Source organism: Natrinema salifodinae, from assembly GCF_900110455.1.
GTDB classification, from domain to species: domain Archaea; phylum Halobacteriota; class Halobacteria; order Halobacteriales; family Natrialbaceae; genus Natrinema; species Natrinema salifodinae.
Genome location: NZ_FOIS01000001.1, coordinates 205,064 through 229,398, shown reverse-complemented (window position 1 = coordinate 229,398; position 24,335 = coordinate 205,064). Strand labels below are relative to the sequence as shown.

19 protein-coding genes are annotated in these 24,335 nt (G+C 62.8%); 10 read left to right on the top strand and 9 right to left on the bottom strand.

What is annotated here, in order from left to right:
* Positions 1–105: 105 nt before the first annotated feature.
* Complete coding sequence (locus BMY29_RS01020) at positions 106–372, bottom strand: hypothetical protein (RefSeq protein WP_049990997.1); 267 nt, start codon at positions 370–372, stop codon at positions 106–108.
* A gap of 308 nt (positions 373–680) precedes the next feature.
* Positions 681–1,277, bottom strand: coding sequence for a hypothetical protein (locus BMY29_RS01015; protein WP_177179242.1), 597 nt, complete (start codon positions 1,275–1,277; stop codon positions 681–683).
* 702 nt (positions 1,278–1,979) lie between these two features.
* Here BMY29_RS01015 and BMY29_RS01010 point away from each other — a divergent pair.
* Both BMY29_RS01010 and BMY29_RS01005 read left to right on the top strand, forming a co-directional pair.
* A complete protein-coding gene (locus BMY29_RS01010) occupies positions 1,980–3,479 on the top strand; it encodes a hypothetical protein (protein ID WP_173424930.1) in 1,500 nt (499 codons plus the stop codon).
* Between the two features lie 206 nt (positions 3,480–3,685).
* Positions 3,686–4,225: a metal-dependent hydrolase gene (locus tag BMY29_RS01005; RefSeq protein WP_049991000.1), complete on the top strand. Its 540-nt coding sequence runs from the start codon at positions 3,686–3,688 to the stop codon at positions 4,223–4,225.
* A 152-nt stretch (positions 4,226–4,377) separates the two neighbouring features.
* Here BMY29_RS01005 and BMY29_RS01000 read toward each other — a convergent pair whose 3' ends face one another.
* Both BMY29_RS01000 and BMY29_RS00995 read right to left on the bottom strand, forming a co-directional pair.
* Positions 4,378–5,100, bottom strand: coding sequence for a polysaccharide lyase (locus BMY29_RS01000; protein ID WP_049991001.1), 723 nt, complete (start codon positions 5,098–5,100; stop codon positions 4,378–4,380).
* 308 nt (positions 5,101–5,408) lie between these two features.
* Positions 5,409–6,431, bottom strand: a complete 1,023-nt coding sequence (locus BMY29_RS00995; protein WP_049991002.1) for a peptidoglycan bridge formation glycyltransferase FemA/FemB family protein — start codon at positions 6,429–6,431, stop codon at positions 5,409–5,411.
* Positions 6,432–6,668: 237 nt separating this feature from the next.
* On the opposite strand from BMY29_RS00995, the gene BMY29_RS00990 reads away from it, so the two are divergent.
* From BMY29_RS00990 to BMY29_RS00970, 5 genes are all read left to right on the top strand, one after another.
* Complete coding sequence (locus BMY29_RS00990; protein ID WP_143067636.1) at positions 6,669–7,922, top strand: polysaccharide lyase; 1,254 nt, start codon at positions 6,669–6,671, stop codon at positions 7,920–7,922.
* 241 nt (positions 7,923–8,163) lie between these two features.
* Complete coding sequence (locus tag BMY29_RS00985) at positions 8,164–9,048, top strand: polysaccharide lyase (RefSeq protein WP_049991004.1); 885 nt, start codon at positions 8,164–8,166, stop codon at positions 9,046–9,048.
* A gap of 396 nt (positions 9,049–9,444) precedes the next feature.
* Positions 9,445–10,563, top strand: a complete 1,119-nt coding sequence (locus BMY29_RS00980; RefSeq protein WP_049991005.1) for a glycosyltransferase — start codon at positions 9,445–9,447, stop codon at positions 10,561–10,563.
* Entirely contained in the window at positions 10,556–11,734 is a 1,179-nt protein-coding gene (locus BMY29_RS00975; RefSeq protein WP_081985488.1) for a glycosyltransferase, read from the top strand. The genes BMY29_RS00980 and BMY29_RS00975 overlap by 8 nt, the downstream gene beginning before the upstream one ends.
* 253 nt (positions 11,735–11,987) lie before the next feature.
* Complete coding sequence (locus tag BMY29_RS00970) at positions 11,988–13,016, top strand: lipid II:glycine glycyltransferase FemX (RefSeq protein WP_074854642.1); 1,029 nt, start codon at positions 11,988–11,990, stop codon at positions 13,014–13,016.
* A gap of 12 nt (positions 13,017–13,028) precedes the next feature.
* On the opposite strand, the gene BMY29_RS00965 is transcribed toward BMY29_RS00970, so the two are convergent.
* From BMY29_RS00965 to BMY29_RS00950, 4 genes are all read right to left on the bottom strand, one after another.
* A complete protein-coding gene (locus BMY29_RS00965; protein ID WP_049991007.1) occupies positions 13,029–14,090 on the bottom strand; it encodes a glucosamine inositolphosphorylceramide transferase family protein in 1,062 nt (353 codons plus the stop codon).
* Positions 14,091–14,225: 135 nt separating this feature from the next.
* Positions 14,226–16,019: a hypothetical protein gene (locus tag BMY29_RS00960; protein WP_049991008.1), complete on the bottom strand. Its 1,794-nt coding sequence runs from the start codon at positions 16,017–16,019 to the stop codon at positions 14,226–14,228.
* 125 nt (positions 16,020–16,144) lie between these two features.
* A complete protein-coding gene (locus BMY29_RS00955) occupies positions 16,145–17,635 on the bottom strand; it encodes a flippase (protein WP_074854596.1) in 1,491 nt (496 codons plus the stop codon).
* Between the two features lie 415 nt (positions 17,636–18,050).
* Positions 18,051–19,106: a lipid II:glycine glycyltransferase FemX gene (locus BMY29_RS00950; RefSeq protein WP_049991009.1), complete on the bottom strand. Its 1,056-nt coding sequence runs from the start codon at positions 19,104–19,106 to the stop codon at positions 18,051–18,053.
* A 564-nt stretch (positions 19,107–19,670) separates the two neighbouring features.
* Between BMY29_RS00950 and wecB the strand changes: the two genes are divergently transcribed.
* Genes wecB through BMY29_RS00930 form a run of 3 tightly spaced genes read left to right on the top strand, consistent with a single transcriptional unit; the run spans position 19,671 to position 23,369 of the window.
* Positions 19,671–20,783: a non-hydrolyzing UDP-N-acetylglucosamine 2-epimerase gene (gene wecB / locus BMY29_RS00940; protein WP_049991011.1), complete on the top strand. Its 1,113-nt coding sequence runs from the start codon at positions 19,671–19,673 to the stop codon at positions 20,781–20,783.
* The gene (locus tag BMY29_RS00935) at positions 20,780–22,072 is read left to right on the top strand and encodes a nucleotide sugar dehydrogenase (protein WP_049991012.1); all 1,293 of its coding nucleotides are present in this window, start codon (positions 20,780–20,782) and stop codon (positions 22,070–22,072) included. The genes wecB and BMY29_RS00935 overlap by 4 nt, the downstream gene beginning before the upstream one ends.
* Positions 22,073–22,094: 22 nt before the next feature.
* Positions 22,095–23,369 (top strand): glycosyltransferase family 4 protein, encoded by a 1,275-nt coding sequence (locus tag BMY29_RS00930; RefSeq protein ID WP_074854595.1) that lies wholly within the window; start codon positions 22,095–22,097, stop codon positions 23,367–23,369.
* A 39-nt stretch (positions 23,370–23,408) separates the two neighbouring features.
* Here BMY29_RS00930 and BMY29_RS00925 read toward each other — a convergent pair whose 3' ends face one another.
* Positions 23,409–24,335 (bottom strand): NAD-dependent epimerase/dehydratase family protein, encoded by a 927-nt coding sequence (locus BMY29_RS00925; RefSeq protein ID WP_049991013.1) that lies wholly within the window; start codon positions 24,333–24,335, stop codon positions 23,409–23,411.

Genomic DNA, 24,335 nt, shown 5'->3' with positions numbered 1-24,335 from the left:
GTGACTGCTTGAGTCGCCTTTCGAGAAGACACGTCGCACGTCATACGTCGCGTGGCGTGTCCGTGATCGATCGGAAAGCGAACCCCTCACCGTGGTACGTTGCGATTAGCACCTCGACGATGGGATCACGTTGCCGCTTTCCGTGTTCTCTATCAGGTCGACCGTCCCCTCGATCGATTCGCTGAGTTCCGTCTCGTCGACGATTTCGTTCTCGGAGTCTCCGTCGTCAGCGCTGTCACCGTCGTTGCCATTGTCGGTGTCATCAACGTCGTTACTGCCGTCAGTGTCGTCAGTATCGTCGCCGTCGTCGACGGGCAGGTCACACGCGGTCACCGTTCCGGAGACTGGATACGTGGTGGTGTGCGCCAGCATCGCCGTTCATATGATGATTATTATGTTCCGTGTGAGCTATTGGGAATGTCTGGACGGGCGTGCCCCGGCACATCGACGCCCGGCTGCGTGAGAGTGGCTGACGGGCGGGATAACGACTGCCTTCCGTTTCAAGTCCGTCCGTGATCAAGACCGACGTCAGGTCGATCCGACGACGTTGAGGAACTCGGCGTGCCTGCCGGTCGGACACACGTCACTCATCCGAGCTATTCGGTGTGCTGCATCGTCTATCGGGGACCTTTATCTAAAAAAACTATTCCAAGGGAAGGGTCAAGCTCTATCCGGAACAGTTAGGTCTGAGGGAAGGCCTCGATCGCCACAGCGATGCGGTTCAGAGCGTCGATAAGTGCACTATCAGTACCATCACCATCGCCACCATCATCGACAGCATCGCCCTCTCCATCCGCGTCCACGGCGGTGGCGTTGGCGTCTCCTTCGGTGCTGGCGTTGAGGTTAGCGTTGTTCTCGGCGGTCGTGGTCACGTCCTCGACGTTGGCCGTGTTATCCTGGTCGACGTTCTGGTTCTGGAACGTGGCTGACGGGGCCGTGCCGTGGCCGTGGCCCTTGTCCGAACCACCGGAGGCGCTGACCGAGAACGTCTCTAGGGACTGCGAGTTCCGGTTATTTTGGTCGACGTTGATGTCGGTGTTCGCGTTCGCGTCCTGGGTGACGTCTTGGTCGATCGTCTGATCGCCCAGTGTGGCTTCGGCTTCGGTTTCGTCCTCAATTTCGGTTACGGATTCGTTCCCGTTGTCCTGTGCCGCTACAGTTCCAGCAGCCCCCATGAACGCGAGGCCACCGATCAGTGCTACCGTCAGTGCGAGTGTGATTGCGCGCTTCATAGCTTCGGTCACCGTGTCGTCATCGGGCAGCGCGCGTGGAACCACGACGGGGAGTGCCCCTCGCGGAGTTCGGCTCCGCGAGCAGCGATGTCCGTCGCTCTGTGCGAGGCAGCCGTGACCTCCCCGGTCACTCCCCGCTGTGGCGCGTTGCCCGGTCGCTACTGTTGGCGGTAACCCATTTGAACCCAGCAAACGGTTTCGAACCGAATCGCGCCATTAGATCGCTTGATGAGACTGCTTATCTTCTCAGAGAGATCATTCAGCTGTTGTAGCCGGGGACTTGTTGCCGTTTCGATAATCCTATTGACCTTCCGCCTGCAGTTTCATCGTGTCCTGACGGCGCTCCCGTCACCGAAATATCCAATGTGGCTCGGTTGACACCAACCTACGCGAACCTAATCCCTCAATTCGACACTGAAACTGTTCCTCGAATCGAAACCTTTCGATCTCTTTTTACAGTGAAAATACACCAGCTGGATAAGTCCATTACAAGTTCCTTTTGGTCGCGGCAGTGGCAGCCGCGAATAACCCGCGAAGTCACCAGTTTCTCGCTGTAAGTGAAACCCTTCTGATTCATAGGCCGATTCATACTGCTGCCAACCTGTCGATAACAAAGTCTCTCATACGGATAGGCTGGTTTGCGTCGCACAGATTCAGAAACGAACGACCATCACGATATCGATCAACCGATCAATGACAAACGACACGACGAGACGGTCACGAATGACGACCGTTCTTCTAGCATGTATGGTTGCCCTGTCGATGGTAGCCGCCGGCGTCCCGGCAGCTGCCGCGGGGGGCGAAGGTGAGTATGACGCAGGTACAGTCCACGCGCTCGAAAACGGTGAAGACCTGTACCTGGTCTTCGGTGCCGACCTCGGCGGGCAGTCACTCGAAGAGTATGTTAAAGAGCACGCGGGCGACACGGACAGTGCCGCCACTGAGGTCATTCAGTACCAGGACGTCGACCAGGTCAACCTCAACGAGCAGGGCACCGCAGTGTCGATCTCGATCGACGGCGGCGAAGCGACCGCCGTCCAAGAGGCGAACCAGTACAACGACAACGCACAGTCCGCTGAGGCGTCCGCCGTAGACCAGAACGCCCAGACCCAGTTCGAGAACGTCGGCGACGTCAACATCATCATTGGCGACGGCGGCGACCAGCAGTTCGACGGCTGGGCGGTCGGGGACAAGAAGGGCGACAAGATCAAGACCGCACAGGAGTCCGTCGCCGCGGTGGCGCAGGCGCAGGAAGTCGGTCAGGTCAACTACAACAACCAGACCACCGCCTTCGCGCTCGCGGTCAACGACAGCGATGCGACCGCCCTCCAGCAGTCCTACCAGCGCAACGAGAACCTGCAGGAAGGCGTCGCCAACGCGTCCAACGTCTATCTCGGCGACGGCGAGTTTGGCCACAAGAAGCACAAGAAGGGCGATAGCAGCCCGGCGCAGAGCTCTGAAGCGCTGGTCGAACAGACCCAGGACGTCGAGCAGGCGAACATCAACGAACAGGGCGGTGCCGTCGCCATCGCGGTCGGCGAGAACAGCACCGCGACGGCGATCCAGTTCACTGACCAGAGCAACCTCAACCAGCAGCTCGGGAGTGCGGAGGCCACGAACCTGATGGCGTCGGTCCCGGGGATGAACGTCGCCACCGCCGGTGACGTCAGCGGCGAGATCCTCTCGACCGAGACCGAGACGAACGGCCACGACAAGAAGGACAAGAAGCAAGACGACATCGACGGTGAGCAGACCGCGACCGCCGGCGTGGCTCAGGGTCAAGAGGTCGAACAGCAGAACATCAACCTGCAAAACACTGCCATGGCCATCGCGCTGAACGGCAGTGAGTCGACCGCCATCCAGCTGGCCTACCAGCAGAACTACAACGCTCAGGTCGCCTACGCCGACGCGCTCAACGTCTACGCGAGCCCGGACTACGTCACCGACGACGTCATCCGGACCTCGAGTACGACCGTCACCGTCGACGGCAACACCGACGCTGACACGCCTGGCCTGTCGTACGATTACGACAGTGACGCGACGCAGTCGAGCGACATCGAACAGCAGGCGAGCGTGGCGATCCAGCAGTCCCAGGTCATCTCCCAGGAGAACCTGAACGAGCAACACGCCGCGGTTGCCGTCGCCGAAGACGGCGGCAGCGCCGGCAGCTCGCAGGTCACGATGCAGGAGAACGAGAACGTGCAGTTCACGTCCGTCTCCTCGACGAACGTCTGGGCCGGCGCGTAAGGCGCTGTCTCCGACGTCCGATCGAATTCGGACCGCTGTGACAGCCGGAATCGCTCATTCAGCCGCCGCAGTTACGCGGTTTTCACATTCTTCGACGTCCGGACGTCACCACGTCCCGTCGATACGGCAGTACCCGCCGTAGCGTCGGTATCGGTCCGACTACTGAGTCGAATAACTATACTTCACCACGCGTCGTAGCGACCCCGATGCTTCCTCCGGGCCACGCCGCGGTCGGCTACCTGGCGTTCTCGCTGTGCCGACGGGCATGGCACCGCGACGTTCCGACGGACTCGTCGATGGTCTGGCTGCTCTTCGCTACCCAACTCCCGGACCTGATCGATAAACCGTTGGCCTGGTCACTCGGTGTGTTGCCGACGGGCCGTTCGCTCGGTCACTCGGTTGTGTTCGCTCTCCCGCTCGTTTTACTCGTCGAGTTCTGGTTTCGACGCCGGAATCGACCGGCCGATGGCGACGGGTTCGCTGTCGGGTACTTCTCGCACCTTTTCGCCGATTCCGCGTTCGCTCTTCGGGGCGGAGCGGAGTGGATAACGTTTCTGGTCTGGCCTCTGCTGGCATCGCCCGAATACGGCTCTCGACCGTCTATCTGGCCACCGGCCGTCTATTTCAGTTCGATCGAACTCGCAGTCGGAGCGGTCGTCGCCGCGCTGTGGATTGCCGACGGAATGCCGGGGCTCGGCTACGTTCGAGCCATCCGCGGTCGGCTGAGAAAGGACCAACAGAATTAGACCGAGACGGTCGGATTCGGGCGGCGGTAGCGTCACAGTAGGCGAGTCCTTCCACTTTCGCATTCGCCGTCACCGGTAGTCGACGCCGTCGGCCCGAAACCGGACACGGGAACGCGAGCGGAGGGGACGGCGCGATCGACCGGCTCGCCGATCTACGATGAGTCCGATTCGTTGCGGAGGTGGAGCCTGTCCATGTAGAGGGTCATATCCTGCGGTGCTGGATCGTCGTTCCCGTGATAGAAATTACACCAGAATTCCTGAATTCCGATTTCGTCCGTGTCGCGCCAGCGCCAGTCGGAACTGTTGTACACGCGGTTTTGGTTGACCCACCCCTGTAGCACGCCGTCGTTCTCCCCCGGCGTGTTCAGTTCGATGTACTGATCGATCTTGTACCAGCGGCCCGTTTCGAGGGAGACGTCCCACCACGCGTGCGTTCCGTACGAATCCATACCGACGTGGTAGACGTAGTTGCCGATCGGAATCTCGCCGTTCCCGTCGGGTGCGTCGAAGACGCCGCGGGCCGACCAACCGTTCGTCCCGGTAGTGACTCGACTTCCCCACCCTCCTTCGCGGTCCGTATTCGCGTACCGTCCGGCGAACCCGGGAAGCTTCCCGTCGGTTGCCGGCTGGAACGTTTCGTCGAGGTACAGCCAGTACGATGCGTACATCGATTCTGGCTCCGATTCGGCCTCGTTTTGAACCTCATAACTGAGGTCGGCACCGTAATGTGATCCCGCCGGGAAGAATACTTCACACGAGGTCGATTCTGCGTCGGATTTGGGCTCGGGGCCCGTGACGATCGACACATGTTCGTCGTGAAACCGCTCGGAGAACGAATCGAACGCGCTCTCTTCGTTGAACGAAATGGAGGCCATCGTACCGTCAGTCCCTATCGGCTAGCCCGTCGTCAATCTTCTGGAGGGGTTGTGGATACCATGCACCGTAATCGGTTATAGGTCGTGTTTCTGGAAGTAATAGGGCCCAGTGAGTGAACCATGGGCTGCAAATAAAGAACATGATTGGGTATTGTCCAATCGATCAGTCTCCGTATCGGCTCCGTGCGACCGAACGGAACCGTCTCTCGGAGATGGATATCACTACAAATCGAGGAGTTTGAGTGTCTCCCCGCCACTATTTTCTCGTTCCTTGCTGTGATTTCCATCTCCGAGCGGCAGGTTACGCCTCATGCATGGAGTCGTTGGTAGAGACGGCGACCGATCCGATATGCGGGCCACGCTGGCGTCGAACAACCGCGTTCCCAGACCAGTGCCGGGACCGGCTGGGCTCCGAACTTTTCCTTGAAGCGGAACAGCCCGTCCCGGAAGTCCAAATCCGTCCCGCCGAAGTCGTACGTCTCGTATCCGTTTCGACGGCCCCACTTGATCGCGTGTTCGTGGAGTAACTCCGATGCGTTGTATTCGAAGTGTTCCTCCTCGACCGCGGACTCCTGATACCGAATCATCTTCGCTTCGTCGTTCAGGAGCAGGAGTATCGAGCCCCGTTCCGCCCCGTCCGCGTACAGCGAGAGCACCTTGACCCGCTCGGCGAACTCGGTTAGTTCGAGGAAAAACCGACGCGGAGGACGGTCTCCGCCGACGCGGTCCATCACCGATACGAATCCGTCGTAGAACTCCGACATCGTTTGAGTGGTGATCTCTTTGTCGACGATCTCGAAATCGTTCTCGTGGCCTTGCCTGATCGCACGGCGCCTCGAACTAGCCATTTCGGCGAGAATGTCCTCCCACTCTCGGGTGATATCGAGTTTGAAGTCGCAGTCCGTGAGTTTCTGTTTGTACCCGTTTTCTTCGAATATACCGTGATACCGCGCGTAGTCCTGCCCACACGTCCGAATTTGATTCGAGATAACCGTCCCATTACACGCGTCAGGGACCGCCTCGAGGAGTAGTTGGACGGCCGTTTCCTCTTCGGTCGTCGCGATCGGTCCGCCTGGTCCACGTGCGATAGATTCGAGATGGTGAAACGGTAGCCGGTTGCCGCCGACGAGGAAATTCGGGAAGAGAGCGATCGGATTGTCCTTCTTCGAGACCAGGAGGTGTCTCGGGTTGTGTGGGGTCCCGTATTCGATGGCTCGCAACCATTCGTATCGGTGGTAGACGGTGCCGATGTCGGATTGCTCGACGACGTGATTCCACTGATTTCGGTTTGCTTCTTCGATAGTATCGATGACGGTAACGGTCAAAGACATGGTACGGTTTTTCGAGCGCTGTTCCCCGACATCGAGAGCATAGAAAAAGCTAGCGTCAATTTCTGTGAACTGACGGCCGATCGAACGGCAGTGACGACCGGATTCGGATCCGACGACGTCCACGCAGGGTCCGGTGCTGGACGACGTTCGAGATTCGTCACGTGACAGTCACCTCGGCTTAAAAAATCTTAACATGTGTTTCTCAGGTTATTTCATAGTTCATCACGACCTGATTGTATGGGTACGGAGAGAAACAGCGGTCGTGAAACGCCCGGGCAACGTCACCAGCGCGCCCGACCGGACGATTTCAACCGCCGATCGGTCTTGAAACTGATCGGGGCGGGTTCGATCCCGCTCGCTGCCGGCTCGGTCGCAGCCGCCGACTCCGACCAGGCGTCGCTCTGGTCGTTCGTCACCGAGGAAAGCGCCCGGTCCATCTCCTACGAGTTCGTCGTCCGGCGTGACGCGGAGGGACTCGCGGTGGAGTTCACCGACGCGGGAGCCGAATCGCCGACCGGCCAGGCGATCGAAGGCGGAACGTGGCCGGACCGAGACTTCATCGACGAGAGCAGTGACGGTGTGATTCACGCCGGTGGCGCTACTGGTGAAGGGTTCGGCGATGCGTTCGCCGTCACCGGGGAGGTCGTCGCCGTTTGGATCGAGGATACTGAGGCGATGTGGGTCGAGCAGAACGGAACAGCGGTGACCGACGGCGACCTGTTCCTCAACGACCGACCGAACCCGAACGAGTGGATAGAGGAGTCGACTTCGACCGACGATCCGTCGCCCGACTTCATCGAGACGTTCGACTCCGGTATCCAGGCGTTCGATAACGGGTGGGAACAACAGACGATGAGCGCGGTTTCGTCTCCGACGCGACCCGACGGCTCCGGGACCGCACTCGAGACCGAAATCCAGGCGGGATCGCATTACGGCGGCGCGGGACAGATCGAAATGAGCGGAGCGATCGGCTACGAACCGGACGAACTCCACCAGCGCTACTGGATCTACTTCGGAGAGAACACGGCGCCGACGGACGACTGTAAGGCGCCCGGTTTCAGCGGTGATCCGGACAGAAACCTGGCGGGGACGACGGAACCTAACGGATACAACGGCTGGTCGGCGCGCGGCTCGTATCATCCCGCGAGTGGCGGCGTCGAACCGGGATACTACGTCTACCACGTCGATCAACCCGACTGGTGGGGAACCTACGAGACGTGGGGAACGACGCTTTCGCTCGGTCAGTGGTATCAGATCGACCAGTACATCGATCTGAACACGCCTGGCCGGAACGACGGCGTACTGAAAGGGTGGGTCGACGGAGAACTCGAGTACGAGTCCGACGGCTGGCGCTGGCGGGACACCGACGACCTGTCCGTGTACTCGTTCTGGCACGACACGTACCACGGCGGGAACGGAACGCCGAACCAGACGTACCGGCTCTACACCGACGAGTACCAGTGTTGGGCCGAGCAGGGCGAGATCCTGTAGCGGAGCGCGTCACCGAGAGGTCACTTCGTCCCGCGGCGATGGCCGTGTAGACGTCCGCCTCGCGACCGCTGCAATCGAATGCGGTGGCGGGGACGCGCCATACGTGACACGTCCTTTTCGAGTCGGTCTCTCCGAGAGGAGGGACGATCGGACGAGAGCCCGCTGAGCAAGGGGGACAATCGATTTATTCGCTGGTCGCTTAGGAGTGTCCAATCGAAAGTATACGTGTCGAGGCGCTACTATGAAAGTCACACGACGGCGGATCCTGGCTTTTTGCGGCGTTATCGCGGGCAGTCTCGCTGCCGTCGCACGGAACTATAGTCCGATACCGACGGACGATTCGGTCGACGACGCTTCGGGAGACGCCAACCCGCCGGAGGCCGTGGTCCCGCCGGCGGACGTCGAGGTAGCCGAAGGGGTCGAGATGGTCACCGACCTCTACGTCGATTTTCTCGATTGGGAGTGGATGGGACAGTTCACCGAGCAGGATCCGATCGGCAATGTCGACCTGATCAGGGACGAAGCCTACTACGAACGCTCGCTCTCCGTCGAAATACCGGAAGGAGCCCACTACGGAACGTCGCTTCACTACCGCTTCTCGAACGAGTTATCCTGGGAGCCGGAGGAGCTCTGGGCGAGTTACTACGTGTACTTCCCCGAATCGTTCGATCCGGAGGGACAGGTCGGCAAACTTCCCGGCCCGGCGGGAACCTACGAGAACGCCGGCTGGGGCGGGAGACGGTCCAACGGAACGAACGGCTGGTCGGCACGAATGGGATTCAGAAACGGCGAGTCCGATACCATCGGGCTCGATTACTACGTGTATCACGCCGACATGGACGATTATTTCGGCGACTTATTCAACTGGGACCGGTCCCTTTCGAAGGGACAGTGGCACCGAATCGACCAGTACATTCGTTTGAACGCGCCGGGAGAGGACGACGGTATCCTCGCCGGATGGGTAGACGGGGACAAGGCGTACGACCGGCGGGATGTTCGGTTTCGGGAGACGGCCGAGCTAAAGATCGAAGACTACTGGTTTACCGTCTACTGGGGCGGTACGAATTCGTCGCCGGCGGACAACCGAATACTGTTCGACAACCTCACGCTTCGAACGCGGGCGTAGCACGGCTCGGCGATAGCCGACGCTCGGCGCGTTCGGGTGCGTTTTTCGAGAGCGGCGTTCGGAGACGATCCCGCTGTCCGCGTCGCTCTCCCGCTGTGTCGGGTCGTCTCCGTCGACGACACCCGCCACTGACAGCGATCACTCCCACATACACAACTTATCTGGAAGATCCGTACCGTATTTCGCGACTATCACCCGTTCTGGACAAACGTTTATGGGCCCGTTCCTGCTAGGGAAGCGAGCATTGACGCTCATAACCACACCTCGATCAGGGGACCGGCGGACGAAGAACCGCGCGCGCTCCCGCTGTTCGGGCGGTGCAGGCGGCGCCGGGTTCGCGCCGCTCGACGGCGGAGTCCGGGTCGGGAACACCCGATACTTGCGCCCAGAACCGGCATGAACGTCTTGCAACTCCCGTGGTTCGAGGAGAATCCGTATCACCACGAGTTAGGCGAAGCGCTCGAGCGACACGATGTCTCGGTTCAGTTCTCGACCGGGTATCCGAAAGATATCGTCCGAACGGTCCTCGAGGGCGGGCTCCCCGACGTTCTCCACCTGCACTGGATCTCGTGGTTCCTAATTTCGGACAATCGTCTTCTCTCGGCGTGTAAGGCCGCGGTCTTCGTCGCCGGAGTGTTCTGTGCGAAACTGCTCGGCGTCAGAATCGTCTGGACGGTTCACAACGTGTTCGAACACGAGCGACGCGATCCGCGACTCGAGCGATTCTTCAAACGCCACCTCGTTCGGTACGCGTTCGACGACGTGATCGTCCACTGCGAGGGGGCGAAACGGCAGCTACTCGCCGCCTACGGACTTCCCGACTCCGTCTCCTCGAAGCTGGTGACGGTCCCGCACGGGAATTACGTCGACGCCTACGAGAACGACCTTTCGAGCGCGGAGGCAACCGAGCGCCTCGGCCTCCCGGACGACGCGACCGTCATCGCGTTTTTCGGCTCGATCAAACCGTACAAGCGCGTCCCGGCGCTGATCGACGCGTTTTCCGAACTCGACGACGAGAACGCTCGACTGCTCGTCGCCGGCAACCCGGCGGACGACGACGCCAGGCGCTCGGTCGTCGCGGCCGCACGTCGAGACGACCGCGTCGAGACGGTCCTCGAATTCGTTCCGTCCGCGGAGGTGCAGGTGTACATGAACGCGGCCGACGTCGTCGTCTTACCGTTCGAAGACATTCTCTCCTCCGGGAGTGTCCTCCTCGCCATGTCGTTTGGCAATCCGATCGTGGCTCCGAAAGAGGGGTGCCTTCCCGAACTCCTCGCCGACCAGCGAGAACTGCTCTACGACGCGGCCGACGACCGCGGGCTCGAGCGGGCCCTCGAGCGCGCGCGCTCGGCTGATCTCGCCGTGCTCGGACGACGCAATTACGAACGGGCGCTGACCTACGACTGGAACGCGATCGCCGGCCGAACCCGTCGCATTTACGCGGCGCGACGGCCCTCGATACCCCGTACGACCGAAAACCGATCCCTCCGCGAGGAGCTATCGAGAAATGACTGAGCGACGGCCGTCGACGATCCCGAGACGACGCCGAGCCGAACGGCAGCGGCGCGACTCGAAGGGGCACGTCGCCGTCTTTCAGACCGCGATGGAGATCGGCGGGATCGAACGGGTGCTGCTCAATCTGGTGCGGGAACTGGCCGACCGCGGGTACACCGTCGACCTCGTACTCGTCCGGTCGGACGGAGCGTTCGTCGCCGACGTACCCGACGACGTCAGGATCGTCGATCTCGACCCGCCGACAGTCCCCGGCATCGGCGTTTTTTCGGCCGTTCCGTCGCTGGTGCGGTACCTTCACCGAGCGGACCCCGGAGTGTTGCTTTCGGGGAAACCGCACACCAATCTCGTTGCGCTCGCTGCCGGTCGCTGCTCGCGGACGGAGGTACGGACCGTGCTGAGTCTCAACGCGATGCTCTCGCATCACGTCGCGAGCGTCGATACGCTGAAATACCGGACGATCATCCGGCTCTCGAAGCACGCGTATCGGTTTGCTGACGAAATCGTCGTCGCGTCGGACGGATCGAAGATCGACGCCGCTACCGTCCTCGAACTGCCGACGGATGCGATGCGGGTAATACACAACCCGGTCGTGACGCCGCAGTTGAGAGACCAGGCGAGAGAACCCATCGATCACCCGTGGTTCACTGACGATGCTCCGCCCGTCGTGTTGGGCGTCGGTCGCCTCCACCCGCACAAGAACTACGCAACCCTGATACGCGCGTTCGCGCGGGTGCGGGAAACCAGGGACGCCAGGCTCGTCATTCTCGGCGACGGGGAGCGAAGAGACCGGTTGACGTCGCTCGTCGCGGAGTTAGAGCTCGAAGCGGACGTCTCGCTGCCGGGAAGCGAACCGAACCCGTATCCGTACATGCGACGGGCCTCGGTGTTCGCGCTCCCGTCGATCACGGAGGCGCTTCCGTTGGCCCTGATCGAGGCGATGGCGTGTGCGTGCCCGGTCGTCGCGACCGACTGCTCGAGCGGCCCGGTGGAAATCCTCGAAGATGGTCGAGTCGGGCCGCTGGTTCCTGTGAACGATTTCGACGCGCTCGCCGACGCGATTCTCGAGACGCTGGCCGATCCGCCCGACGAAGCACTCTTGCGCGACCGTGCGATGGACTTCTCGGCGGCGAGGATCGCGGACGAGTACGAACGGGCGCTGTTTCCCGAGTAACGGCGTAACGATGCCCACCGGCCGCCTCGCCGACCCGTCGATTTCGTCGGTCCGCCCCCGACTGCGGAGCGCAGTAAATAGCGTTTTTGTCCCTTTCCTCCGGACCGATCGCTTCGACGAGATCATCGCTGCCGGCATCGTCGTCTTAGCGTGCAAGACCGCTCTGGAGAGGTGATTGCTCTCGGCGCCAATCGGCGGTTTCGCGTCGTCACGCTCCTGTGGATTCATGTCCGCGATCGTCGACGTCACACGCATGAGTATCACTATCGAAGAGAGAAACGGGGAGCACCTCGACGAGTGGAATTCGTACGTCGACCGGTCGTCGCACGCGCTGCCGTTTCACCGCCGATCGGCGCTCGAGTCGATCGCTGCCCACTCCGATCACGAGTTGCATCCGCTCGTCGGATATAAGGGCCAGGAGCCGATCGGGCTGTTTCCGCTCTTCGAGACGACGATGGGTCCCTTCACGGTCGTCAGCTCGCCGCCGATCGAGACCGGAATCGCGTACATGGGGCCGCTGGAGCTCGGGTTGAACGGCGCGAAACAGCGGAACGTAGAGAAGACCCGCCGTCGGTTCGTTCAGGGAGCGCTCGAGTGGATCGAAACCGAACTCGAGCCGGACCTCATACAGATCCGGTGTACGAGCGGCTACACGGACGTCCGCCCGTTCCTCTGGGAGGACTTCGAGGTCACGCCGACCTACACGTACACGCTCCCGCTCGGCGACGATCCGGACGAGTTGCTCTCGTCGTTCTCGTCGGATGCGAGAGCTAATATCCGCCAGTTCGACGCGTCAGAGTGTACGGTCGAGGTCGGCGGGTACGACGACCTCGGGACGCTCAACGAACAGGTTCGGTCGCGGCTCGCGGAGAAAGGGCTCGATCACAACCTCTCGACGGCGTTTCTCGAGGAGCTATACGAGGAGTTGGGGCCGGATCGGGTTCGGCCGTACGTCTGCGTCAGGGAGGACGAAATCGTGGGCGGCGTCCTCGTTCTCAGAGAGGGTGGGACAGTATACGGCTGGATCGGCGGGACGGTCCCCTCGGTCGACGCCCCCGTGAACGAGGGCCTCGACTGGGCTATCATCCGGGACGGGATCGAAGAGGGCCTCGATCGCTACGATCTCCACGGCGCGATGGAGCGAGGGGTCACCGAGTACAAATCGAAGTTCAATCCCGAACTGACGCCGCTGTACGAGATCGAACGGAAGTCCTCGGGAGCGAAGGCCGCCTCGGGGCTGCTCGATCAGATGCCGAACTCGATCAGCTCGCTGATCAACTGACCCTGCCCCTACTCAGGCCTCGAAGAGGCCGATCGACCAGTGCTGGTTCCCGAACACGCGCTGTAATCCGATGTTCCCGTCGACCAGACACCGCCATTCGCCGTCGACGTACACCGCGTCGAGGTGGTGCATTTTGCCGGCGTTCCAGCCGATCAGGTCGTCTTCCGGCGTGAGGACCGGTGACCGGGGATGCTCGCGATCCGCGTATCGCTCCGGCGTTAACCGGGTCACTTCGAACGCCCGGAGCTGGGACCCGTAGCTGGCGGCACAATCTTGCAGGTACAGAAGGATTCGATCACGCCCGACGATCGGCCGACCGCCAGGCCGGGCGCCGCTCGGTCGGTCCGCGACGACGGGATTGTCGGCGTGGGGCGTCCAGTCGTCGGCCGCCAACTCGTCGCTGTAGTAGGCATAGAGGTTGCGGCCGTCCCCGCCGATGGCCCACCAGCGGTCGTCGTAGCGGACCGCAACGACGTCGTTCAACCGATGGGTCGGCGAGACGAGCGTCGCGACCTCGGTCCACGAGTCGGGGAACCGACTCGCCTGGTACAGTTTGATATCTCGCGGCTCCCCGTCGACGTGGTCCCACCGGTCGGGGAGCATGTAATAGCTCCCTTCCCACTCGAAGACGTACGGAAAGGCGAGGTGGGTGTCGGTCCGGAGGACGGCGTCGGAAACCGACCACGTCGCGCCGGCGTCGCGGCTCCCCGCGTGACCGATGACCGCCGGCGGATCGCGGTGCATCGTGAAGATTTCGAAGAACAAGTGCCACGTGCCGTCGTCGACGAAACAGAAGGGGTCGGCGACGAACGTTGCCCCGCCGCGGCCGGAAAGAGCGTCGGCGGTCAGAACCGGGTTGTTGACCCCTCGTACCGGCCGCGGAGACAGGGGTTCGTGAGGGAAATCGCGCGGCGTCGGCGGGATCGTCGTCCCGGTCGTTTCGCCGGTCGTCGTCGCCGCGCTCGCGGGGTCGGTTCGAGCGGACCGACGACCGCGAGTTACGACTTCGCCCGCCTTCCACCGGAGGTCGTGGACGACCGAGTCGCGTCGGAACAACGCGCGCCTCGAACTCATGTGTGGAATCGAGCGGCGGCGTCCCGGACGGCCTGGCGCGATACTGGAACGGACGATCGAGCGATCGGCTGCTGGAATCGTGGCATCGGAAAACGACACGGCGGCCAGCGCCATAAAACGCGGTTGACGACGGAACTAGCCGTTCTCAGCATCGGTCGGCCGAACGACGTAGTTGTCGAACTCGCCGTTCGTGTAGACGTGATCGACGGTGTGGTCGTCTTCGAGCCGATCGTAGTCCGAGGGCGTGTGGCGCCAGTGGTCGGGGTAGTTGGGGTACAGGCTAGGGTTTTCGATCCGCGCGAGTTCCGTCACGCGAAGGTAGGTGACTTCCTGATACCCCTGCCCGGCGGTCGAGTTGTCGTCGTAACCGAAGTGATCCGGCGGCGCTGTGTCCCGCTCGCGGAGTTCCCAGGTGGATTCGGTACCCATCGACTGGTAGTCGACGTGTCGGTGCTGCAAGACCCCGTCGTCTTGGGTCGCCATCGTCTCGTTCTCGTTGTCGATCGCCCACGCCATGCCGCGGACCTCGCGGTCGGTCACCTGGAGGTTCGCGTCGTCGGTCAACGGCGAGGGAAAGAGCAGGAACACCGAGAGGAAGACGAGCGCCAGCAGGAACGCGTACATCGAGACCGTGAGCACTCGTTTCGATCGGCGGTCCGAAAGCGTGCTGTAGAGCGCCAGGTATCCGAACCCGACGATGGTGCTGCCCGCGAGGAGACCATACCTGGTGAACCTGAGCGGTTCGAAGATGACGTTCAGGAAAAACGCGACCGCGCCGACGGCGAACGAGACGAGGAAGATGCCGGCGAGCCAGGCGACGTACGTATCGACGGCGCTGTCGCGGCGGTAGTGGTCGTAGCCGAGGTAACAGAGGCTCACCAGCGTGACCGATCCGACGATCGCCTCCATGCCGTAGGATGCGATGGCGCTTTGCAACAGGTCGACGAGGCTCGGCGAGACCCTGTCCGCGACCGTCGTGACGTGCGCGAACTGGGACGGGCCCCGACCGGCCACGACCGACGCCATGCTGAGGATGACCGTTTCGAACCGCGTGTACCAGGCGAAGAGCACGACGAGTACGAGGAGACTGACCATTGCCGACGGCACGGGTTTTCGACCGGTAACGAACCGGACCGAACTCGGCAGGTCCGACAGCACCTGCGCGATGGCGAAAAATGCGACGATGAGCAGGCCGGTTAACGGATGGTAGAAGACGATTGCGAACACCAGTACGAGCATCGCCACCGTCGACGGGACCGCGTTTCGCTCCTGCGCTTTCAGACAGTAGAGAACGACCAAGGGAACCAGGAGGAAGCTCATGTTGTACGGCGTAAAGTGGAGGTGTTCGAAGCCGGCGAACAGGAGCGACGCGAACGGCAGGGTGACGAGGAACTCGCGCCTGTCCGGGAACAGGTATCGCAACAGGCCGTAGGTCCCGAGGAGAAACGCAAGCGAGAACAGCGGCGGAATCGCCTGCATAAGCGTGATCGGATCGATCCCGGTGAAAAACGAAAGCGACGCCGTGAGCAGGTGGATCATCGGATAGTAGTTGTCCGGCTGGAGCGCGTGGGTGGCCGTGATGTACTCGATCCCGCCGGCGAGCGTGAGCGTGTCCGCCCGCCCCATCACGTACTGATAGCGCATCGTCGGTAGAAAGAGCAGTATCCCACTCGCGGTCACGAGCAGCGCGTATCCCCGCTTCCAGTAGCCACACTGCCGCGACGCCGTCGCATCCTCGAGGACGAGGAGCTGGCCGACGAAAATCGTCAGCACGATCGCGATCCAGAAGGTGACGGGATAGGCGGTATAGAGTGAGACTTCGTACCCGGCGGCCGGCGGCGTCGTCGCGACGACGACTGCCGCGTACGTGAGCAATCCGATCCCCGCAAGGAGCAGGAGCCTCGGAGACGATTTCCGGCCCGAGATCATGCGAGTCGTCTACCTGAGCGCTCCTAATGATGCTTGTCGTCGTAACGACCGTAGTCTCGTATTGCGGGCCGGAAACGAAGCCCTTGCGCGACGGACGTCGGCGGGGATGTGCCCGCTCTCGCTCGTCACGGGATCATCCGCTGTACCCGCTCCGGGGACCGCTCGAGCATGTAGATGATGTCGTCGTCGTCGATAGCGCCGACCGTTACGGCCGTTAACAGGAAGATGACGAGACCGACCGGCGGGACGAGAAGGAGGGAGACGACGGGTGAGCCGATGACCGCGTCGAGCGGATAGATGACGACACCAGTCACGACGGTGGTCGCGAGAATGCGACCGAATCGGAAATCGCCGAGCGGATCGAACCCGAGCCGTCGAGCGCTCCAGACGTGAAAAATCAACATGGACCCGTACCCGATGCTCGTCGCGACTGCGGCACCGTTCGTTCCGTAGCGCGGAATGAGGAGGAGATTGAGAACCAGATTGAACGCGACGGCGGCACCGGTCGCGTAGATGAGCGTCCTGAGCGTCCCTTTCCCTTGGCCGATCGCGAAGATTGGCCGCGCGACCGCGAATCCGACGACACCGATCAGGAGGAACTGGAGCGGTCTGATCGCGGCCTCGAATTCGCCGCCGTAGTACAGCGGGACGAACGAATCCGCGAGCACCGCGATTCCGACGCAGAACAGCATCGTCACGAGGAACACGTAGCGAGTCGCGAGCGCGGAAACCTCGTTGATCCGTTCCCGACGCCCGTTCGACCACAGTTCGGACGAGGAGTGCAGTAAGGTAAGTTGGACCGCGAACGGAACGAGCCACAGGAAATCCGTGATCACGATCGCCGCCTGATAGTAGCCGGCCTGTTCGCTTCCGGCGATCGGGTGGAGGAGGAGGATGTCCGTGTACAGCAACGCGTTCAGGAGAAACATCAGCACGATGGTCCGATTGTTGAACGAGACCAGCGTCCGGCGCGGAAAGTCCGGCGGAGTCCGCCGGAAAAGCGCCGCGATCGAGACCCGACGAGAGAGGATGACGAACGCGGTGGTCGCGGAAAGCAACACCGCCACGATATGCCCCACGAGGACGCCGGAGACGCCCAGTCCGGTGTAAACGAGTCCGAGAGCGACCGGCCAGAAGAAGAATTTTTCGAGGATCAACAGCGGCTCCGAGAGGTGCTCGTCGCCGAGTCCCATCAGGACGCTCCGACCGACGGCCCGGAGCTGTCGGGCGACGATCAACACCCCGATCAGATAGAAGTACGTCCGAAACGTCGCGTCCAACGCGAACTCGATCACGCCGACGTACGCCGCGAGGCCGATCACGAGCGCGCTCGGAACGGCAAAGACGAGCGCGACGCGGAAGTAGAAGCCGAACACGTACTCCTGCCAGTTCGCCATCTCGCGCTCCTCGGCGATGTACTTCCGCATTCCGTCGAAGACGCCGCCGTTGACGAACACCCAGGCGACGCTGAGAAAGGAGAGCATGAACGCGTAGTCACCGTACTGCGCGCTTCCGAGGAATCTGACGAGTATCGGCGTGAGCGGGAACGCTAGCACCATGACGGCGACGTTCGACCCCGCGATAGAGACGATCCCACGGAGAATGTCTCGAGACATCTATCGATTACTCGTCGGCGGTCGTAGCCGAGACGGACTGAGACCGAGGGGGGTTCGGTCTCGTGACTGTCTGTCGTCGCTGCCGGGACCGGACGGACCTGCGACGGTTGTGGGTCGGGTACCGGCACGCGTTCGATCGAGCGGCGACGCTCGCGCCGAATCGATCACACAGCGTCGACGCCGGGCTCGATGACCGCTCTCGCAGTGACGGGAGCGACGACGCGACTGGGGGTTCGATCTCCCGTCCGTCGGCGGCAGTGACGCTTGCTTTCGACATCGTGCTCGTACACCACGGCTCACGCGACCTGCCACAGCGGCGTACAAAAGTCCACACCATGTTTTCGGCCGGGTCTAGGACGATTTACTTCCCCGCCCGAGGACAGATCCGTTCGCCTGGCCCGCCCGAGACGGTCCGTCATCCGGAGGGCGAATCGTACCGCTGATAGGCGCGCCGGCCCGCGCGAAAGAGGGGCCACAGCACCCGGGAACACCCTTTCTCCCACGAGATAACCGGGACGACCTCGCCGCCGAATTTCGCCTTGAATTTGAATAACCCGTCGTCGAAATCCGCGCTCGTCATGCCGAGATCGTACGTCTCGTACCCGTTCTCGATCCCCCACTTGATCGCGTGCTCGTGGAGCAGTTCCGAGGCATTGTACGCGAAGTCGTCCTCGGTTACGCCCGAGAAAAAGTAGTGAACCGATGACCGCTCGTCGTCGAGCAAGTAAAAGAGCATTCCGCGTTTGTCGCCGTCGACCGAGAGCGAGAATACCTTGATCCGATCGCGGAGTTCGAGCAGCGCCACGAAGAAGGCCAGCGGATACGGCGTTTCTCCGAGGCGGTCCATGACCGAGCAGTAGTTCAGGTAGAACTGATCGATCGTTTCGCGCGTGATTTCTCTGTCGACCACGTCGGTATCCTCGTCGTGGCCGTTGCGGATGTTCCGCCGGCGGGAGCTACTCATCTCCGCGACGATCGTTTCCCAGCCCTTCCGCAGATCGATCACGAATCGGCAGTTCGAGACGTTCGGTCGGTAGCCGTCCGCTTCGAACCGCGGCTGGTACCGAACGCTGGCCGGATCGATCGGTTGGAAGAGGTGGGTGATCACCTCTCGGCCGCAGACGGCGTCGATTTCCTCGAACATCAGGTCCAGAGAAGCGGCCTCGTCCGTCGTCACCAGCGGCCCGCCGAATCCGGGTTCGATCGACCGCAGTCGCTTGAACGGTGTCTTCTCGATATCCGTGACGAAGTTCGGAAAGATCCCGACCGGGTTGTCCTTCTTATACGCGACGACGTGGGCGGGGGGATTCGTCGTTCCGGCCTCGATCGCGGCGATCCACTCGTACCGCTGAAAGACGCTGCTATGAGCTGCTTGGTCGACGACGTGGTTCCACTGGTTCCGGTTGACGTCCTCGATCGTTTCGACGCGTGCCGCGCGAAGGTCGGTCGCGTTCCGTGCTCCTCGTTCCATTATCGTCTCACGGTTCGTGATCCCTCGTGAGCGTCGGTATTAGAGGCTAGCGATGATTGAGGGGCCGAAAACCGACAATTCGGGGAGCTATCGTCCCGGTCGGAGACGACGCGCGAACCGATCGACTCCCGCGGAAGTCACTCACCGATCGCCTGGTTACTCCGGCGATCACTGACGGATCGGATCCGTCTCGATACCGGGACGAGACGACACAATCGGTCGTTAGCGTCGCCTCGGTCGGCCGGTTCGAGGAATTCCCGTCGTCGTCGGCCGACCGGCGCGAATCGGAATCCGGGTAGCTGCTCAGTCATCGGCGACGGCGAGACCGATTCACTCGTCAATGGTTCCGTGGGGTGATGGTTCGCCTCGACGGTCAGTCTCTCTTGTACGTTGTCCGATTCAACCGAGAGCGGAATTTAAACGATAGCGCTGGAATGGTCACCACGCTCGCTGGAGCGCCGGTAAACGGCCAGACAGCCGGGTTTGCGTACGAACGGCGCTCCGAACTGAGGTGTGACAACATGGTCCCGGTATACTATCGCTCGAGAGCGAGGGGGAACGTCCATGGCTGACCAGCCCGAGATCGCGATCGTCCTCGGAACGCGACCGGAGATTATCAAGCTCGCGCCGATCATCCGGCACTGCCGGGAGCGGTCGATCCCGCACACGGTCATCCACACCGGCCAGCACTATTCCGACTCGCTGAACGACGTCTTCTTCGCCGAGCTGGGGCTGCCGGAGCCGGAATACGAACTCGAGGTCGGATCCGCCAGCCACGGGAAGCAAACGGGCGAGATGATCGTGGAAATCGAGGACGTGCTGCTCGAAGCGGAGCCGGCGACAGTTCTCGTTCAGGGCGATACGAACTCCGTGCTCGCGGGCGCGATCGCGACAAGTAAGCTATCGATCGACCTCGGCCACGTCGAGTCCGGACTGCGGAGCCACGATCGAACGATGCCCGAGGAGCGAAATCGCGTCCTGACCGATCACGCGTCGGACTACCTGTTCGCTCCGACGGATCAGTCGAGGCGGGCGCTTCGCGAGGAGGGCATTCCGGACGAGCGAATCCACGTCACCGGAAACACCGTCGTCGACGCGGTCGAGCAAAACCGGACCCTGGCCGCCGAGCGGTCGTCGGTCTTCGACGACTACGATATCTCGCGCGGCGAGTTCTGCCTGCTTACGGCCCACCGGGCCGAGACGGTCGACGACGAGGACCGGTTCGCGTCGTTGCTTCGGGGAGCCGGTCGCGTCGCCGACGCGCTCGCCCGGGAGATCGTCTACCCCATCCACCCGCGGGCGGCGAACGCGGTCGACGAATTCGACCTCGTAATTCCCGACGGCGTTCGGACGATCGAACCCCAGCAGTACCTCGACTTCCTCGCGCTCGAGAGCGAGGCCACCCTCGTCCTGACCGACTCGGGCGGCGTTCAGGAAGAAGCCTGTATTCTGGGCGTCCCCTGCGTGACCTTGCGCGAGAACACCGAACGGCCGGAGACGCTCGCGGTTGACGCGAACGTGCTCGTCGGCACGGAGCCCGATGCGATTCACGAGGGGGCCGTCGAGATGATCGATCGGACGCCCGCCTGGCCGAACCCGTTCGGAGACGGCGAGGCGGCGGAACGGATCGTCGACGCGATACTGCGCGACGAAGATCGGATGACGGTGACGGGATGAGTAGCGTTTGCGTCCACGGCCTGGGCTACATCGGGCTGCCGACGGCCGCGATGTTCGCCAACTACGGCCACGACGTCGTCGGCTTCGACGTCGACGAGGAACTGGTCGCCGAACTCAACGGCGGGGAGGTCCGCATCGACGAACCCGGCCTCAGGGCGTTCGTTACCCAGGCCCTCGAGTCCGGACAGCTGCTCATCGACGACGAGGTACCGTCCTCGAAGTACCACATCATCTGCGTCCCGACGCCGCTGGATCGGGAGACCAGGCGGGTCGACCTCTCGTACGTCAGGCAGTCGGCGAAGGCGATCGCCCCCGAATTGCGAACCGGGGATACGGTGATCCTCGAGTCGACGGTCCCGCCGGGGACGACGGTCGACACCGTCCAGCCGATCCTCGAGCGAGACGGGTTCGACGCGGGCGAGGACATCGCGCTCGTCCACTGTCCGGAGACGGTCCTTCCGGGGAACATCATCACCGAACTCCGGGAAAACGACCGGATCATCGGCGGGGTCAACGGCGTCTCGACGGAGGCGGCCGTCCGCCTCTACGAGTCGTTCGTCGAGAGCGAGATCAGGACGATGGTCGACGCGACGACCGCCGAGTTCGTCAAGCTAATCCAGAACACGTACCGGGACGCGAACATCGCGCTGGCGAACGAGATCGCGAAACTCGCCGCCGACTACGGCGTCGACTCGCGGGAAGCGATCGAGTTGGCGAACACTCATCCGCGCGTCGAGCTCCACCAGCCGGGTCCCGGCGTCGGGGGTCACTGTCTCCCCATCGACCCGTGGTTCCTCGGGCACGACTCCGACGAACTCGATTTGATCGCCCGCGCGCGAGCCGTCAACGACGGGATGGCGGGGTACGTCGTCGACCGGCTCGAGGCGGAGCTCGGGACGGTCAGCGAACGGAAGATCGCGGTCCTCGGCGTCGCATACAAGGGAAACGTCGGCGACACGCGCATGAGTCCGGGGTTGACCCTCGCGGACGAACTCCAGGAGCGAGCGTTGGGCGAGTCGCCCCTCGAAGCGCGGGCGGACGGCGACGAACCGATCCACCTCTCGTTGCACGATCCGCACGTGACCGACCAGGCGCTCGCCCTCGACTCGTTCGACGAGGCGGTGGCGGATGCCGATGCGCTCGTCGTGACGGCCGACCACACGGAGTACGAGTCGCTCGATCCGGCGACCGTCGAACGACGGATGGCGGGGAACGTCGTCGTCGATACCAAGACGATTCTCGACGAGACGGCGTGGAGCGCGACCGACATAGAGCTGATTCGACTGTAAGTACGACCGTAACGACCGTAATATGACCCGCGCAATCATCGTCACGCAGAACTTCCCACCGGACAGTCTGGGAAACGCCGCACGAATCTACGACAACGCGAAACACCTCGCCGCGGACGACGAGTGGGAAGTGACGGTGCTCGCACCGCCGCCGACGTTCCCGTTCGGTTCGTTCGACCGCTCGTGGGAACGGTCTCGGACCGACGAGCGGGATGGGATGACCGTCCACCGACTGTGGGCGTGGCAGCCCGCGACCGAGGATCCGGGGCTCGTCAGTCGCCTCCTCTACTACGTGCTCTTTCCCCTTCACGCGCTGCTGTGGCTCGTACTCAACTACCGGTCGTTCGACGTGATCTTCCTCTCGTCGCCGCCGGTGTTCGTCGGAATCGCCGGGCTCCCGTTTGCCCTCCTCGGTCGGAAGCCGGTGGTCGTCGACGTCCGCGACCTGTGGATCGACAGCGCGGTCGAGCTGGACTTCATCGAAGAGGGCGGCCTGTTCGAGCGACTCAGTCGGGCGTACGAGCGCGTCCTGCACGCGGCCGCCGACCGAATCACCGTGACGACCGCCCTCCTCGGCTCGCGGCTGGCGGCCACCTACGACATCGCCAACGAGAAGATCCACCACGTCCCGAACGGCGTCGACGTCGATCGGTACACCCCGGCCGAGACGGAGACGGAGACGGGCGGGACGAAGACGATCGTCTACACCGGCAACGTGGGTCACGCGCAGGACCTCGAGTCCTGCATTCGGGCGATCGGCCGACTCGATCGCTCGGACGTCGTCTTCCGCATCGTCGGCAACGGCGATCGGATGCCGGCCCTTCAGCGACTCGTCGCGGCGGAGGGGCTGGAAGATGTCGTCGAGTTCGAGGGCCTCGTTCCGCGAGCGGCGGTGCCCGGCTTCATCGAAGACGCCGAGATCGGCCTAGCCCCCATCAAGTCCGACGAAGCGCTGGAGTATGCGGTGCCGACGAAGACGTTTGAGTACCTGGCTTGTGAGGTGCCGGTCGTCGCGACCGGCGCCGGCGAGATCGAGTCCGTGATCGAGTCGTCCGACGGCGGCGTGGTCGTCGACAACGATCCCGACGCGATCGCGGCGGCCCTCGAGCGGTTCCTCGACGATCCGCAACGACGCGAGACGCTCGGCGAGAAGGGACGACGACACGTCGAAAACCGCTACGACCGGGCCGCCACCGCCAGGCGGTTCGAATCGATCCTTGAGGACGTCCGCGCGGACAACTCCGCGACGCCGTCGTCGCGACGTGATCGGCAGCGACCGAGGCGGAGTAGCGAGTAGCGACAGCGAGCAGCGAATAGCGAACAACGGACGACCCGCTCACCGATTCGCGAGCGGTTCCAACCCTTCTTCGAGCCCGATCTCGGCGCTGAAATCGAGCAGCCGCTCCGCCCTTGAGACGTCCGCGCGGCTGTGGCGGACGTCGCCCGGACGACCGTCGACGTGTTCGATCGGGGCGTCGGAGCCGGTCAGATCGCGGATCGTCTCGGCGAGTTCGTTGATCGTCACGCTCTCGCCGGTCGCGACGTTGAACGCTTTGCCGACGGCGTCCGTCGTCGCCGCGGCGAGGTTCGCCCGCACCACGTCGTCGACGTGGACGAAGTCGCGAGTCTGTTCACCGTCCCCGTGGACGGTGATCGGCTCGCCAGCCTGGGCCTGCTCGAGGAAGACGCTGATGACGCCGCTGTACGCGCCGGTCTGACCCGGCCCGTAGACGTTGAAGTACCGCAGCGCGACCGTCGGCAGGTCGTACAGGTCGTCGTACAGGCGCGTGTACCGGTCCGCGGTCAGCTTCTCGATCCCGTACGGCGAGGAGGGGGTCGGCCTGGCGTCCTCGGCGATCGGGATCATCTCCGGCGCGCCGTAGATCGCGGTACTCGAGGCCGTGACGACGCGCGCTCCCTCGTTCCGAGCGGCTTCGAGGACGGTCACCGTTCCCGCGACGTTTCTCGAGTGGCTCTCCAGCGGGGCCTCGACGGAGCGTTCGACGCTCGGGTTCGCCGCCTGGTGGAACGCGACGTCGACGCCGTCCATCGCCTCGGCGACCGTTTCCCGATCGCGGACGTCTCCCTCGATGAGGGTGGCGCCGTCGGGAACCGTCTGGGCGCTGCCGCCCGAGCAGTCGTCGACCACTCGCACGTCGTTGCCGTCGACGAGCGCCGCAGCGAGGTGGCTGCCGATGAAGCCGGCACCGCCCGTGATCAGAACCGTCCGTCCCGTAAGCGAGTGGAATCGTGTGGCCGACAT